Source organism: Nitrobacter sp. Nb-311A (assembly GCF_000152905.1).
GTDB lineage: Bacteria > Pseudomonadota > Alphaproteobacteria > Rhizobiales > Xanthobacteraceae > Nitrobacter.
The window spans coordinates 321,440-336,718 of record NZ_CH672416.1; the positions used below are offsets into that span (position 1 = coordinate 321,440).

A 15,279-nucleotide genomic window follows, 5' to 3' on the forward strand; every position below is an offset into this window, starting at 1 on the left:
CGCGGATATCGTTCGAGTCCAGCGCCTGACGGGTACTCCCGGCATAACAAAAAGCCCCGGCTAAAACCCGGGGCTTCACGTCCTAAATCATCTGTTCATTCTAGCAGGACCATCCGAAAGCCGGCAGACCGGTTTTCAAAGCCCTGCCTACTCCCGCTGCCCGAGCAACTGCAGCAGCAGCGTGAACAGGTTGATGAAGTTCAGATAGAGCGACAGTGCGCCGGTGATCGCCGCGCGTTCGGCGATTTCGCCGCCCTGCGAGGCGTAACCGTAAATGTAGTCGTTCTTCAGCCGCTGGGTGTCGTAGGCTGTCAGACCCGCGAACACCAGCACGCCAACGACCGACACCACGAACTGCAGCGCAGAGCTTGCGATGAAGAGGTTCACCAGACTCGCGATGATGACGCCGAACAGACCCATGATCAGGAATGAGCCCATGCCGCTCATGTCACGCTTGGTGGTATAACCGAACAGGCTCAGCGCGCCGAACGAGGCCGCGGTGATGAAGAACACCCGCACGATCGATGTGTGGGTATACACCAGAAAGATCGAGGACAGCGACAGACCCATCAACGCCGAGAACGCCCAGAACAACATCTGCGCGGTCGCAGGCTTGAGCCGGTTGATGCCAAAGGAGATGACGAAGACCATCGCCAGCGGCGCGAGGATGAAGACCCACTTCAACGGGCTCACAAACAGCGCGTAGCCGAACGGCGTCAGATAAGCGTTACCGATCTGGGCAGCTGCGCCCGATGGATCGCCGGTGACGGCCGCCATGTAGACGCCGAGCGCAGCCAGGCCGGTAATGGCGAGACCGATCGACATGTAATTGTAGATCTTGAGCATATAGGACCGCAGACCGGCGTCGACGGCCGCGGTATCAACGCGCCCGGCGGTCCGGCCAAACGGAGAGGCATAATTACGGTCTAAGTCCGGCATGGTCGAATTCCCGTGGTTGGTCTGGCGCCGCAAAGAATTTACGCGCCAGTTCGAATTCTGTCTCGGATAGGTCAGCCCGCTATATTAATTTTTGGTCATCAGGGCATGTCATCCGACCCAAGCTGTATGTGGGAAACTAGCACAACCGGCGCAAGCTTCCGCGCGGCTGAATGTCGCCCTCAGGATAGGGAATCAGCTCATCCGCGGAAGACCGAATGCGCCAAAAGCGTCCGACTCGCAAGAGAGCCCCTGACCGCCTGCTTTCGGCCATGGCGGGAGGAGAACGCCATGAGACCTGCTACATATTGTCATAAATTCCTCAGTATTGTGGCCGGCTTCCGGTTGAGCGCCATCAGCGTGCCGATCAATCCCAGCGCCACGGTGACGATCAGCGCGGCGCCCACCACAATAGCCGCGCTGCCGGCCTGCCATTCGAAACCAAGTGTCATCAACCGCGTCACGATCAGCCACGCGGCAAGCGAACCAGCCGCCATGCCGAACATCGCGGTGGCCGCTCCGATCATGAAATACTCCAGCGTATAGGCGCCAAGCAGCCGCAACCTGGTGGCGCCGAGGGTTTTCAGAATCACCGCGTCATAGACGCGGTGCCGATGGCCGGCAGCCAGCGCACCGCCAAGGACGAGAACCGCCGAGATCAGCGTGACGGCGCTGGCGCAACGGATCGCCAGCACCAGATTGGTGACGACCGTCCCGATGGTTTCGAGGGCCTCTCGCACGCGCACGCTCGTCACCATCGGGAAGGCGTCGGCGACAGCCTTGATGATCGATGCGTCCTCCGCAAAGCTGCCATGCATTCCGGTCAGAGTTGCGATATGAGTGTGCGGCGCGCCGCGAAAAGCATTGGGCGAGAACACCAATACGAAGTTGATGCCGAGGCTCTGCCAGTCGACGCTACGCATGTTGCTGATGGTGGCCGTGATCTCGCGGCCGAGCACATTCACGACGACGGCGTCGCCGATCTTGAGCCCGAGCCCGTCGGCAAGCTTCTTCTCAAACGACACCAGCGGCGGCCCGGCATAGTCTGGTCCCCACCACTCGCCCTCGACCACCTTCGATCCCTTCGGCACCTCGCCGGTGTAGGTCAGGCCGCGATCGCTTTGCAGCACCCATTGGGCGTCGCGGGAAGGTTTCAGGTCTTCGGCCTTGACGCCGCGCGCCGCGACGATGCGCCCGCGCAGCATCGGCACGTCCTCCACGACCGCGTGCGGGGTCAGCCGCCTGAGAAACTCGTCGAACCGGTCCGATACCGACGAGGGAATGTCAATGAAGTACAAGGAGGGGGCGCGCTCCGGCAGCGCCGCCAAGAACTGCCGCCGCAGATTGCCGTCGATCTGGGTGATCGTAACCAGGACGGCAAGACCGAGGCCGAGCGAAAGCACCACGGACGGCGTCAGCGTTCCCGGACGATGGATGTTTGAAATCGCAAGCCTCACCATGGTGATCCGGGATCGCGGTAGCCGCCGCGCCAGCGCCATCAGGGCGGAGGCGATGCCGCGCAACAATCCGAACACAATCGCCGACGCCGCCACGAACACCAGAGCCACGCGCTTGTCGTAGGCAAGACCAATGGCGATCCCGGCCAAGGTTGCGATCAGGAGCATCATCAAGACAAGGTAGCGGGTTTGCGGCCGAAGAACTTCGTGAGCAACGGTGTCACGAAACAAGGCCGAGACCGGAATGTCATGAACTCGTGCCAGCGGCCATATGCCGAATGCCAGCGCCGTCAACAGGCCATATACGGCAGACAACGCCAGTTCATCGGGATGCAGCGTCGGAACGACCGAAAGCGGCAGCAGATGGCCGAAGGCGCCGATAATGATGAAAGGCAGCGCAGCTCCGACGATCAGGCCGGCGATTGAACCGAGCGCGGCCAGTACCATCACTTGCACCAGATAAATCGCAAATACGTCGCGCCCGGTCGCGCCCACCGCCTTGAACGTTGCAATGGTGTCGCGTCGCCGGTCGATATGACTCTTGACGGCATTGCCGACGCCGACGCCCCCCACCAGCAAGGCGGCGAGCCCGACCAGGGTCAGGTACTGCGTAAACCGCAAGATGGTCCGCTCAAGTTGCGGCGAGGCATTGGTGCGGCTGCGGATGTCCCAGCCCGCCTCCGGCAGCGCCGTTCGCGCGGCATCGACCAGCGCAGTCGCCGTCCGATCATCCGCACCATTGCCCGCAAGCCGAACTCGGTAAATCCAGCGCACCAGACTGCCGGGCTGCAGCAATGCCGTGGCGCGCAGGCCATCAATGCTGACCAGGAAGCGCGGCCCGAGCCCAAGTCCGCCTGCCAGCTTGTCCGGCTCGGCATCAACCACGCTGCGGATCTCGAATCTGGCGCCGCCGATGGTGAGGCGATCGCCGATCTTAAGATCCAGTCGCGCCAGAAGAGCCGGGTCGGCGGCCGCGCCGAATATTCCGTCTTGTTCGGCGAACAGATCGGACATCCGAATGTCAGGATCCAGCGCCAGCCCGCCGAGCAGGGGATAGGCCTGATCGACCGCCTTCAGTTCGACCAGCGCCAGCCTGCCGTCCGGCGCGCGCGCCATCGCACGCAGCGTCGCCGCCACCGAGACCGTTCCTCGCGCACGCAGGAAGGCGATCTCATCCGGCTTGGCTTCGCGCTGAATCAATGAAAACGAAACATCACCGCCGAGCAGCGTGCGGCCCTCGCGCGCCAACCCGTCCGACAGACTGGAGGCCAAGGAGCCGACGCCGGCAATCGTCATGACGCCGAGCGCGATGCAGGCGATAAAAACATAGAAGCCGCGCAGCCCGCTGCGCAGTTCGCGCAACGCCAACCGCAATGGAAGGAGCAGCCTGCTGGTCCTGTTTGTCGTCATGCGCGAAAGGCCATGAAGACGGATGGGGCGCACCGATGACGGTGTTTTGGCTTACCGCACCTCGGGAATGGCGGATGACAAGTCATCGACCTGCCCCGTCGATGCGCCCCGAGCGTAGTTTCACAACGCGGTCGCAACGTTGCGCCAGCGCGGTATCGTGGGTCACCAGCACCAGTGTCATGCCGCGTTCCGCGTGCTTGGCGAACAGGAGATCGACGATCTGCTGGCCGGTCGCCTCATCCAGGTTGCCGGTCGGCTCGTCGGCGACAAGTATCGCCGGATCTGGCGCGAACGCCCGCGCCAGCGCCACGCGCTGCTGCTCGCCGCCAGATAGCTGCGCCGGATAATGATGCAGCCGCGCGCCGAGACCTACAGCATTCAACTCGCTCGCTGCACGCGCCGACGCGTCTGGCGCGCCTGCGAGTTCGAGTGGCACGGCGACATTCTCCAACGCCGTCATGGTCGGGATCAGATGAAAGGACTGGAACACAATGCCGACATGACGACCGCGAAATCGCGCCAGACCGTCTTCGTCGAGAGCGTTGAAATGGGCGCCATCGACCACCACCTCTCCACTGTCGGGACGCTCCAGTCCCGCCATGACCATGAGAAGGGTGGATTTTCCCGACCCGGACGGACCGATCAAACCGATCGCTTCGGCTCGGGCAATGCGGAGACTGATGTCTTTCAGGATATGAACGCGCGCAGCGCCGCTGCCAAGCGTAAGATTGACATTGGAAATGGCGATGGCATCCGGGATTTCGGAATAACCGGCTGGAGACGAGCGTTCGATGAGATTGTCCATGCCTGATCCTATGTTCGCCTATCCTGCCGCACCGCTCCGAGCGAACTTCGGATTCAGAAGGACACTGGAAACTTATTCCAGGATGCTTGGGTTCAGAAAGTCTCGAGAGCGCCTGAAGCAAAATGACGGAGACCTTCCGAGCCGCCTTGCTGGCTCATATGGCATTTCTTTTTCAGCGATCGAGAGGTTGACGCGCAGGTTTGCGTGCCTGCTGGTTGGCGCTGGCCTGGTTATCGCAGGACCGGTCCGGGCGTCCGACGCCCCCGTCAGGATCGTGGTGCTCGGCGATTCCTTAAGCGCCGGCCTCGGACTTCCCGCCGCCGACGCATTTCCCGCTCAACTGGAAAAGACGTTAAAAGACAAGGGGATGAACATCACGATCAACAATGCCGGCGTCTCCGGCGACACCGCGTCCGGCGGTCTTGACCGGCTGGACTGGTCCGTTCCGGCCGGCACGCAAGGCGTCATCCTGGAACTGGGCGCAAACGATGCGCTGCGCGGCATTGATCCCAAGGTGACGAGCGCCGCGCTGGACGAAATCCTCAAACGCCTGAAGGCGCGCAATGTCGCGGTCCTGCTATGCGGCATGGTCGCGCCGCCGAATTACGGCGACGAATACGCCGCTCAATTCAACGCAATCTTTCCCGATCTCGCGAAGAAATATGACGTACCCTTATATCCATTCTTCCTGGAAGGCGTTGCGGCGAATGCCGAACTCAATCAGGCGGACGGAATGCATCCCACGACGGCTGGCGTGACAATGATCGTCAGGAATATTCTGCCCACGGTTGAAGCCTTTCTCGACACACTTCCCGCGGGGAAAACTTGAAAAGGCATGCGCATCCAGGCCACGGCTTGCACCGTCATGAAACTGCGATAGAACGGCAGCCGTAATCGTCGCCAAGCCGACAGACGATTGTCCCGGCTGCGATAGCGGCGGGACCAAAGCCAAGCGTCGAGGATTGCGATGCCGCGTTTGTTCACGGGACTGGAAATACCGCCCGAGATTTGCCACACGCTGTCCGGTCTGCGCGGCGGCTTGCCAGGCGCCCGCTGGATCGATCCGGAGAACTATCACCTCACCCTCCGCTTCATCGGCGATATCGACGGCGCGGCCGCGAACGAGGTCGCATCGGTGCTGCTGCGGGTCAATCGCAAGCCTTTCGAGGTGACACTGCGGGGGCTGTCGAGTTTTGGCGGCAAGAAGCCGCGCGCCGTGGTCGCCTCGGTGGAACCGAGCGCGCCCCTGGTCGAATTGCAGGCCGAGCTTGAACGGCTGATGCAGCGGTGCGGGCTGGGTGCCGAAGGACGCAAGTTCACGCCCCACGTCACGCTGGCGCGCTTGCGCGATGCATCGAACCAGGACGTCGCGAACTATCTGTCGATTCGGGGTTACTTCCCAACCACGGTATTCACCGCCGAGCGATTCGTGTTGTTCTCCTCACGCGCCTCGGTCGGCGGGGGCCCTTACGTCATCGAGGACGCCTACGAGCTCAACGCGTAATCGCTGATTCGCAAGACTTTTCAACCAAATTCACGCCTTGCGTTCCCGCCGCCCAGGAGTCGTAACTGACCGATGTTTTCGGCGTCTTCCACATCGTTCCGGAATCACTATCAGGCCCTCGTCGCCTCTGGCGCGATCGAGGCGGACGCCGCGCAGGCGCGGGCGGTGGAAGCGCTTGCCGCGCTGGACGAACGGCTCATGACCTACAAGCCCGCGGGCAGGTCAGGCTTCCTCGACAAGCTCTTCCATTCCGATGACGAACCTCCGCCGAAGGGACTTTATATCCATGGTGACGTCGGGCGCGGCAAAACCATGCTGATGGATCTATTCTTCCAGGAGAGCCAGATCGCCCACAAACGCCGGGTCCATTTCCATGAGTTCATGGCAGACGTCCATGAACGCATCTTTGCCTTTCGCCAGAGCATCGCGCGCGGTGAGATAGCCGACGCCGACGTCGTTCAGCTCACCGCGACATCGATATTCGAGCAAGCGTGGCTTTTGTGCTTCGACGAATTTCATGTCACCGATATCGCCGACGCCATGATCCTCGGCCGCCTGTTCGCGCGGCTGTTTGAACTCGGCACCGTCGTGGTGGCGACATCGAACGTGCCTCCTGACAACCTCTATGAAGGCGGCCTCAACCGCGTGCTGTTCCTGCCATTCCTTGCGCAGATCGAGGAACGCATGGACGTGCTGCGTCTCGACGCCCGCACGGATTTCCGCATGGAGAAGCTCGCCAGCGTCAAGATGTGGTTAACACCCGCCGACGCCGAGGCCGAGGAGGCGCTCGACAGGGCGTGGACGCTCATGACCGGCGGCGCGCCCTGCAAGCCGCGCGACATCGCGATCAAAGGCCGCCTGCTGCACGTGCCATGCTCGGCCCACGGCGTCGCGCGCTTTTCCTTTGCAACCCTGTGCGAGCAGCCGCTTGCTGCTTCCGACTACCTCCGTCTTGCGCGGGATTATCATACCATTATGATCGACCGCATCCCGGTGATGGACCATGCCGACCGCGACGCCGCCAAGCGGTTCATCGCCCTGATCGACGCGCTGTATGACAACGGCGTGAAACTGATGGCCTCGAGCGATGCCGATCCGCTTTCGCTCTATCGTACCAGCGAGGGCTTCGAGGCGAATGAATTCAAGCGCACCTCCTCGCGCCTGATCGAGATGAACGCGGAATCCTATCTGGCCAAGGCTCACGGCCGCAGCGATTCCGCAGCCAGCAGCTCCAGCGCCGGACTGGTCGAGACTTGACGTTGCACGTTGCGACGACTTGAACGGGCGGGACGAAAGGTCTAACCACGATCGTATCGAGATTTTCTCGTCCTGCATGTTTTGCCATCAAAGGATAGATTCCCATGGCGCGCGACAAGATCGCACTGATCGGCTCTGGCCAGATCGGAGGGACGCTCGCTCATCTCATCGGACTGAAACAACTCGGCGACGTCGTGATGTTCGATATCGCGGAAGGCATTCCGCAAGGCAAATCGCTCGATATCGCCCAGTCCTCCCCGGTGGAAGGGTTCGACGCCAGACTGGCGGGCGCCAATTCGTATGAAGCGCTTGAGGGGGCCAGCGTCTGCATCGTCACTGCCGGTGTTCCGCGCAAGCCGGGCATGAGTCGCGACGATCTGCTGGGGATCAATCTCAAGGTGATGGAGCAGGTCGGCGCCGGCATCAGGAAATACGCGCCCGACGCCTTCGTCATCTGCATCACCAATCCGCTCGACGCCATGGTTTGGGCGCTGCAGAAAGCCTCCGGCCTGCCGCCGAAAAAGGTAGTCGGCATGGCCGGCGTGCTGGACTCCTCACGTTTCCGCTATTTTCTCGCAGACGAATTCAACGTCTCGGTGGAAGACGTAACGGCCTTCGTGCTTGGCGGTCACGGCGACAGCATGGTGCCGCTGGTAAAGTATTCAACCGTGGCGGGCATTCCGCTGCCGGACCTTGTCAAAATGGGCTGGACCTCGCAGGCCCGCATCGATGAAATCGTGGAGCGCACCCGCAACGGCGGCGCCGAGATCGTCAATCTGCTCAAGACCGGCTCGGCGTTCTATGCGCCGGCCACCTCCGCGATCGCAATGGCGGAGAGCTTCCTGCGCGACAAGAAACGTGTGCTGCCTTGCGCCGCCTATCTCAACGGCGAGTTCGACGTGAACGACATGTATGTCGGAGTACCCGTGGTGATCGGCGCCAAGGGCGTGGAACGCATTGTCGAGATTGAATTGACCGGCAAGGATCGGGCAGCCTTCGACAGATCGGTCGCTGCGGTTCAAGGGCTCGTCGACGCCTGCAAGAAGATCGCGCCCGATCTGCTTGACGGCTGATCGGCACGGCCATCAGTACGGTGCCGAGGGGATACGCATGCGCCGCCGGCAAGGCCATCGCGGCGGGCATATCTTGGCCGGCGAAAAATAGTGAACTCGAAGTGGCCCTTGCCAGAACTGTCCTGCCGCGGGTCGGAGACCATCCAGATGAACATCCACGAATATCAGGCCAAGGCGTTGCTGCGCGAGTTCGGCGTGCCGGTCTCGCGCGGGGTGCCGGCGCTCAAAGCATCGGAGGCCGAGGCAGCGGCGCACACGCTGGGCGGTCCGGTCTGGGTGGTGAAAAGCCAGATCCATGCGGGCGGCCGCGGCAAGGGCACATTCAAGGAATCCGCCGCCGGCGACAAGGGCGGCGTCCGCCTTGCCAGATCGATCGACGAGGTGAAGCAGTTTGCCGGCCAGATGCTTGGCGCGACGCTGGTTACGGCGCAGACCGGCCCGGCCGGCAAGCAGGTCAACCGCCTCTACATCGAGGAAGGCTCTGACATCGACAAGGAGTTCTATCTCTCGGCGCTGGTCGATCGCGAGACATCGAGGATTTCGTTCGTCGTCTCGACCGAAGGCGGAATGAATATTGAGGAAGTCGCCCACAAAACGCCTGAGAAGATCGTGACCTTCTCGGTCGATCCCGTCACGGGGGTGATGGGCCATCACGGCCGCACCGCCGCCAAGGCGCTGGGATTGCGCGGCGATCTCGGCAAGCAGGCGGAGAAGCTGGTGGCGCAGCTTTATAACGCCTTCATCGCCAAGGACATGGCGATGCTGGAAATCAATCCGCTGGTGGTCACGAAGCAAGGCGAACTGCGCGTGCTCGACGCCAAGATATCGTTCGACAGCAACGCGCTGTACCGCCACTCCGAGGTCGTGGCGCTACGCGACGAGAGCGAGGAAGACGCCAAGGAAATCAAGGCGTCGAGGTATGATCTGAGTTACGTCGCGCTCGACGGCCAGATCGGCTGCATGGTCAACGGCGCCGGCCTTGCCATGGCGACCATGGACATCATCAAGCTCTACGGCATGAGCCCTGCGAACTTCCTCGACGTCGGCGGCGGCGCCACCAAGGACAAGGTCGCCGCCGCCTTCAAGATCATCACCGCCGATCCGAATGTGAAGGGCATCCTGATCAATATCTTCGGCGGCATCATGAAGTGCGACGTCATCGCCGACGGCGTCGTCGCCGCGGTGAAACAGGTGGGGCTGAATGTGCCGCTGGTGGTTCGCCTCGAAGGCACCAATGTCGACGCCGGCAAGAAGATTATCCGCGAGTCGGGCCTCAACGTGCTGCCCGCCGACGATCTCGACGACGCGGCACAAAAGATCGTCAAGGCCGTGAAGGGGGTCGCGTGATGTCCATCCTGATCGACAAGAACACCAGGGTCATCTGCCAGGGCTTCACCGGCAAGAACGGCACGTTCCATTCCGAGGCCGCCATCGCCTACGGCACCAAGATGGTCGGCGGCACCTCCCCGGGCAAAGGCGGACAGACCCATCTCGACCTGCCGGTGTTCGACACCGTCCGCGAAGCCCGCGAGGCGACCGGCGCCGACGCCAGCGTAGTCTATGTGCCGCCGGCAGGCGCCGCAGATGCGATATGCGAGGCGATCGACGCCGAAATCCCGCTGATCGTCTGTATCACGGAGGGCATTCCGGTGCTGGACATGGTGCGGGTCAAGCGCTCGCTGTCGGGTTCGAAGTCGCGGCTGATCGGGCCGAATTGCCCGGGCGTCGTGACCGCGGGCGAATGCAAGATCGGCATCATGCCGGCGAACATCTTCAAAACCGGCAATGTCGGCATCGTCTCCCGCTCAGGCACGCTGACCTATGAGGCGGTGTTCCAGACCAGTCAGGAGGGCCTCGGTCAGACCACGGCGGTCGGCATCGGCGGCGACCCGGTCAAGGGCACGGAGTTCATCGACGTGCTGGAAATGTTTCTGGCCGACCCCAAGACCAGCGCGATCGTCATGATCGGCGAGATCGGCGGTTCGGCCGAGGAAGACGCCGCCCAGTTCCTGATCGACGAGGCCAAACGCGGCCGCAAGAAGCCCGTGGTCGGCTTCATTGCCGGGGTCACAGCGCCTCCAGGCCGCCGCATGGGACATGCGGGCGCGATCATTTCCGGTGGAAAGGGCGATGCCGTATCCAAGACTGCGGCCATGGAAGCGGCCGGAATCGTGGTTTCCCCGTCCCCCGCACGATTGGGAAAAACTCTTGTCGAAAAATTGAAGTCCTGATTCATCTCTTGGTTCTTTTCGGCGGGAAGTTTCTCCCCAAATAAGGTAACGTTTGAATTCGCTCTGATCTCGCCGGGGGGAAAGCGCGTGCGCTGTCTGTCACGCGCATGACCGAAAACGTCAGGACGCGATATGTCTCGCCAGGACGCGAATACCGCATTTGCCCTTTCCTCGTTCTTGCAGGGCGCGAATGCCAGCTACATCGACGGACTTTACGCCCGCTATCAGAAGGATCCCGGTTCGGTCGACGCCGAGTGGCAGGAATTCTTCAAAAGCCTGAAGGACTCTCCGCGGGACGTCGAAAAGAACGCGGAAGGCCCATCCTGGGAGAGGACCAACTGGCCGTTGGCGCCCCGGGACGACCTCACCTCAGCGCTCGACGGCAACTGGACTCAGCCCGAAAAGATCATGCACGCCAGGACGCGGGAGAGGACGGAAGCGAAAGCTTCGGCGCTCGCCGGCGTCGACGTCAATCAGGCGACGCGCGACTCGGTTCGCGCGCTGATGCTGATCCGCGCGTACCGCATGCGCGGGCACTTTCATGCCAAACTCGACCCGCTCGGTCTCGAGCCTACGCGCGATCATGAAGAACTCGATCCCCGCGCCTACGGCTTCACCGAGGCCGACATGGATCGCAAGATCTTCCTCGATCACGTGCTCGGGCTCGAATACGGCACGCTGCGCGAGATCGTGGCGATCTGCCGGCGCACTTACTGCCAGACGCTCGGCGTCGAGTTCATGCACATTTCAAACGCCGCGCAGAAGGGCTGGATTCAAGAGCGCATCGAAGGGCCGGACAAGGAGATCAGCTTCACGCCGGAAGGCCGGCGCGCCATCCTGACCAAGCTCATCGAGGCTGAAGGTTTCGAGAAGTTCTGCGATGTCAAATTCACCGGGACCAAGCGCTTCGGCCTCGACGGCGGCGAGTCGCTGATCCCCGCGCTTGAGCAGATCATCAAGCGCGGCGGCAACCTCGGCGTAAAGGAAATCGTGATCGGCATGCCGCACCGCGGGCGGCTGAACGTGCTGACGCAGGTGATGGGCAAGCCTCATCGTGCGCTGTTCCATGAGTTCAAGGGCGGTTCGGTGAATCCGGACGCGGTCGAGGGCTCCGGCGACGTCAAGTATCATCTCGGCGCGTCGAGCGACCGCGAGTTCGACAACAATCGGATCCACCTGTCGCTGACCGCCAATCCCTCACACCTCGAAATCGTGGATCCGGTAGTACTCGGCAAGGTGCGCGCCAAGCAGGATCAGCACGGCGATCCGCCCGAGCAGCGCGATTCCGTGCTGCCGCTGTTGATGCACGGCGACGCCGCCTTCGCGGGACAGGGCGTGGTGGCGGAATGTTTCGCCTTGTCGGACCTGAAGGGGTACCGCACCGGGGGCTCGATCCACTTCATCGTCAACAACCAGATAGGCTTCACCACCTATCCGCGCTACTCCCGCTCATCGCCCTATCCGTCCGACGTCGCGAAGATGATCGACGCACCCATCTTCCACGTCAATGGCGACGATCCGGAAGCCGTGGTGTTCGCCGCCAAGGTCGCCGTCGAATTCCGGCAGAAATTCCACAAGCCGGTCGTGATCGACATGTTCTGCTATCGCCGCCACGGTCACAACGAAGGCGACGAGCCGTCATTCACCAATCCGACGATGTACAAGAAGATCGCAACGCACCCCTCGACGCTCGAACTCTACGCCAGGCGGTTGGCCGCCGAGGGCGTCATAACCGAGGGCGAGATCGAAAAACTGAAAGCCGACTGGCGCGCGCGGCTGGACGCCGAGTTCGAGGCCGGCGCCGGCTACAAGCCGAACAAGGCCGACTGGCTCGACGGCAAGTGGGCCGGCTTCAAACTCGCCGATCAGAACGAGGAGCCGCGCCGTGGCGTCACCGGCGTGAACACCGAGACTCTGAAGGAGATCGGCCGCAGCATCACGCGGGCGCCGGACGGCTTCCGGGTGCATCGCACGGTGCAGCGTTTTCTCGATAACCGCGCCAAAACGATCGAGAGCGGCGCCGGGCTCGATTGGGCGACGGCCGAGGCGCTGGCCTTCTGCACGCTGATGCTGGAGCACCACAACGTCCGCCTGTCCGGCCAGGACAGCGAGCGCGGCACCTTCTCGCAGCGACATTCCGTGCTGTTCGATCAGGAAGACGAGAGTCGTTACACGCCGTTCAACCATCTCGGCGCGGACCAGGGTCGCTACGAGGTCATCAACTCGCTGCTGTCGGAAGAAGCCGTGCTCGGTTTCGAGTACGGCTATTCGCTCGCGGAGCCCAACACGCTGACAATGTGGGAAGCGCAGTTCGGCGACTTCGCCAACGGCGCGCAGGTGGTGTTCGACCAGTTCATCTCCTCCGGTGAACGCAAGTGGCTGCGCATGTCAGGTCTCGTCTGCATGCTGCCCCACGGCTATGAGGGCCAGGGACCGGAGCATTCCTCCGCGCGGCTGGAGCGCTTCCTGCAAATGTGCGCGGAAGACAATCTGCAGGTCGTCAACATCACGACTCCGGCCAATCATTTTCATGCGCTGCGCCGTCAATTGAAGCGCCAGATCCGCAAGCCTCTGATCATGATGACGCCGAAGTCGCTGCTGCGTCACAAGCGGGCGGTATCGCGCCTCGACGAACTCGGCGCCGACACCGCATTCCACCGTATCCTCTACGACGACGCGGCGATGCAGCCGGAACAGAAGATCAGGCTGGTGAACGACGATGAAATTCGCCGCGTGGTGCTATGCTCCGGCAAGGTCTACTATGATCTCTACGAGGAACGCGAGAAGCGCGACATCAATGATGTATACCTGATGCGGATCGAACAATTGTATCCCGTTCCGCTGAAGGCGCTGGTGCACGTCCTCGGCAGCTTCAGGAACGCCGAGATCGTCTGGTGCCAGGAAGAACCGCGCAATATGGGTGCATGGCACTTCATCGAGCCCTACCTCGAATGGATTCTCAACCAGATCGGCTCATCCAACAAGCGTCCGCGTTATGCCGGCCGCGCCGCGGCCGCAGCCACCGCGACGGGGTTGATGTCGAAGCATCTTGCTCAGCTCAAGGCGCTCATCGACGAGGCGCTGGACTGACACCAACACTCATGTCGGACTGAAACGCGAGGCTCCTTGCTGCGGATATCTTCGGGCATCCATGCCGCCGTCTTCAGGACAAGTCGGCCATGACGAAAGGAAGAGGACCATGACCGAGATACGCGTTCCGACGCTCGGCGAATCGGTAACCGAGGCCACTATCGGAAAATGGTTCAAGAAGCCCGGCGACGCCGTGTCCGTCGACGAGCCGCTCGTCGAACTCGAAACCGACAAGGTGACTATCGAAGTGCCTGCGCCCTCCGCCGGCACGCTCGCCGAGCTCGTCGCCAAGGAGGGCGAAACGGTTGCCGTCGGCGCGCTGCTTGGACAGATCACCGAAGGCGGCGCATCGGCGAAACCGGCGGCGGTTAAAGCGCAAGGCATCGCTCCCGAAAGCGCGACCGGACGCCCGGACCTTAAGTCGGACACCACGAAGCCGATCAACGCAGGCCCGGAGGAACCGCGGCCCAGACCGGAAGCCGCGGCGCCGACCGATGCACCGCTCGCCCCCTCGGTGCGTAAACTCTCCGCCGAGAGCGGCATCGATGCCTCGACCGTTCCGGGCTCCGGCAAGGACGGCCGCGTCACCAAGAGTGATATGCTGGCCGCGATCGAAGAGGCAGCCTCCGCTCCGACCCCGGTCCACCAGCCGGCGGCCGCCATGCAGGTTCGCGCGCCCTCTCCTCAGGACGACGCCTCGCGGGAGGAGCGCGTGAAGATGACGCGGCTGCGCCAGACCATCGCGCGCCGCCTCAAGGAGGTGCAGAACACCGCCGCGATACTGACGACCTTCAACGAGGTCGACATGACCGGCGTCATGACGCTGCGTTCGCACTACAAGGATGCATTCGAGAAGAAACATGGTGTGAAGCTCGGATTCATGGGCTTCTTCACCAAGGCCATCGTGCAGGCGCTGAAGGACATTCCGGCCGTCAACGCTGAAATCGACGGCGGCGATCTGATCTACAAGAATTACTATCACATCGGAATCGCCGTCGGTACCGACAAGGGACTGGTGGTGCCCGTGGTGCGCGACTGCGATCACAAATCGATCGCCGAGATCGAGAAGAGCATCGCCGATTACGGCCGCCGCGCCCGCGACGGCCGGCTCAAGATCGAGGAGATGCAGGGCGGAACCTTCACCATCACCAATGGCGGCATCTACGGCTCGCTGATGTCGACGCCGATCCTGAACGCGCCGCAGGCCGGCATCCTTGGGATGCACAAGATTCAGGAGCGGCCGGTGGCGATCGACGGCAAGGTGGAAATCCGGCCCATGATGTATCTCGCGCTCTCCTACGATCACCGCGTCATCGACGGCAAGGAGGCCGTCACCTTTCTCGTGCGCGTCAAGGAGTCGCTCGAAGATCCGGCGCGGCTGGTGCTGGATCTGTAATTCAAGCTCGAGCATGTTCGCTTCTGATTGAATCAGAAGCGAGGCTCTATGATTTTGTTTGACGCGTTTTCCTCACGCGAACAGGTCTCCCACTTCGCTCGAAAACGCTATAAGGCAACC

Annotated in this window: 11 protein-coding genes; 8 read left to right on the plus strand and 3 right to left on the minus strand. The window is 62.2% G+C overall.

Annotated elements, in window-relative coordinates; genetic code table 11:
- Positions 1 to 147: 147 nt before the first annotated feature.
- From NB311A_RS10580 to NB311A_RS10590, 3 genes are all read right to left on the minus strand, one after another.
- On the minus strand, positions 148 to 939 hold the full coding sequence (locus NB311A_RS10580) for a Bax inhibitor-1/YccA family protein (RefSeq protein ID WP_009798531.1): 792 nt from the start codon (positions 937 to 939) through the stop codon (positions 148 to 150).
- Between the two features lie 308 nt (positions 940 to 1,247).
- Positions 1,248 to 3,803: an ABC transporter permease gene (locus NB311A_RS10585; RefSeq protein WP_009798532.1), complete on the minus strand. Its 2,556-nt coding sequence runs from the start codon at positions 3,801 to 3,803 to the stop codon at positions 1,248 to 1,250.
- Positions 3,804 to 3,885: 82 nt separating this feature from the next.
- On the minus strand, positions 3,886 to 4,608 hold the full coding sequence (locus NB311A_RS10590) for an ABC transporter ATP-binding protein (protein WP_009798533.1): 723 nt from the start codon (positions 4,606 to 4,608) through the stop codon (positions 3,886 to 3,888).
- Positions 4,609 to 4,795: 187 nt separating this feature from the next.
- Between NB311A_RS10590 and NB311A_RS10595 the strand changes: the two genes are divergently transcribed.
- From NB311A_RS10595 to odhB, 8 genes are all read left to right on the plus strand, one after another.
- Complete coding sequence (locus tag NB311A_RS10595; RefSeq protein ID WP_366006677.1) at positions 4,796 to 5,437, plus strand: arylesterase; 642 nt, start codon at positions 4,796 to 4,798, stop codon at positions 5,435 to 5,437.
- A gap of 138 nt (positions 5,438 to 5,575) precedes the next feature.
- The gene (gene thpR, locus NB311A_RS10600) at positions 5,576 to 6,112 is read left to right on the plus strand and encodes an RNA 2',3'-cyclic phosphodiesterase (protein ID WP_009798535.1); all 537 of its coding nucleotides are present in this window, start codon (positions 5,576 to 5,578) and stop codon (positions 6,110 to 6,112) included.
- Positions 6,113 to 6,184: 72 nt separating this feature from the next.
- A complete protein-coding gene (gene zapE / locus NB311A_RS10605) occupies positions 6,185 to 7,369 on the plus strand; it encodes a cell division protein ZapE (protein ID WP_009798536.1) in 1,185 nt (394 codons plus the stop codon).
- Positions 7,370 to 7,473: 104 nt separating this feature from the next.
- Positions 7,474 to 8,442, plus strand: coding sequence for a malate dehydrogenase (gene mdh, locus NB311A_RS10610; RefSeq protein ID WP_009798537.1), 969 nt, complete (start codon positions 7,474 to 7,476; stop codon positions 8,440 to 8,442).
- Between the two features lie 147 nt (positions 8,443 to 8,589).
- Positions 8,590 to 9,789, plus strand: a complete 1,200-nt coding sequence (gene sucC, locus NB311A_RS10615; protein ID WP_009798538.1) for an ADP-forming succinate--CoA ligase subunit beta — start codon at positions 8,590 to 8,592, stop codon at positions 9,787 to 9,789.
- Complete coding sequence (sucD, locus tag NB311A_RS10620; protein WP_009798539.1) at positions 9,789 to 10,673, plus strand: succinate--CoA ligase subunit alpha; 885 nt, start codon at positions 9,789 to 9,791, stop codon at positions 10,671 to 10,673. The genes sucC and sucD overlap by 1 nt, the downstream gene beginning before the upstream one ends.
- A gap of 132 nt (positions 10,674 to 10,805) precedes the next feature.
- The gene (locus tag NB311A_RS10625) at positions 10,806 to 13,763 is read left to right on the plus strand and encodes a 2-oxoglutarate dehydrogenase E1 component (RefSeq protein ID WP_009798540.1); all 2,958 of its coding nucleotides are present in this window, start codon (positions 10,806 to 10,808) and stop codon (positions 13,761 to 13,763) included.
- Positions 13,764 to 13,872: 109 nt separating this feature from the next.
- On the plus strand, positions 13,873 to 15,159 hold the full coding sequence (gene odhB, locus NB311A_RS10630; RefSeq protein WP_009798541.1) for a 2-oxoglutarate dehydrogenase complex dihydrolipoyllysine-residue succinyltransferase: 1,287 nt from the start codon (positions 13,873 to 13,875) through the stop codon (positions 15,157 to 15,159).
- Positions 15,160 to 15,279 lie beyond the last annotated feature (120 nt).

Bases quoted from the DNA above. Each gene is read 5' to 3' on its own strand.
- NB311A_RS10580 (WP_009798531.1), bottom strand. From the start codon at position 939: ATGCCGGACTTAGACCGTAATTATGCCTCTCCGTTTGGCCGGACCGCC.
- NB311A_RS10585 (WP_009798532.1), bottom strand. From the start codon at position 3,803: ATGACGACAAACAGGACCAGCAGGCTGCTCCTTCCATTGCGGTTGGCG.
- NB311A_RS10590 (WP_009798533.1), bottom strand. From the start codon at position 4,608: ATGGACAATCTCATCGAACGCTCGTCTCCAGCCGGTTATTCCGAAATC.
- thpR (WP_009798535.1), top strand. From the start codon at position 5,576: ATGCCGCGTTTGTTCACGGGACTGGAAATACCGCCCGAGATTTGCCAC.
- zapE (WP_009798536.1), top strand. From the start codon at position 6,185: ATGTTTTCGGCGTCTTCCACATCGTTCCGGAATCACTATCAGGCCCTC.
- mdh (WP_009798537.1), top strand. From the start codon at position 7,474: ATGGCGCGCGACAAGATCGCACTGATCGGCTCTGGCCAGATCGGAGGG.
- sucC (WP_009798538.1), top strand. From the start codon at position 8,590: ATGAACATCCACGAATATCAGGCCAAGGCGTTGCTGCGCGAGTTCGGC.
- sucD (WP_009798539.1), top strand. From the start codon at position 9,789: ATGTCCATCCTGATCGACAAGAACACCAGGGTCATCTGCCAGGGCTTC.
- NB311A_RS10625 (WP_009798540.1), top strand. From the start codon at position 10,806: ATGTCTCGCCAGGACGCGAATACCGCATTTGCCCTTTCCTCGTTCTTG.
- odhB (WP_009798541.1), top strand. From the start codon at position 13,873: ATGACCGAGATACGCGTTCCGACGCTCGGCGAATCGGTAACCGAGGCC.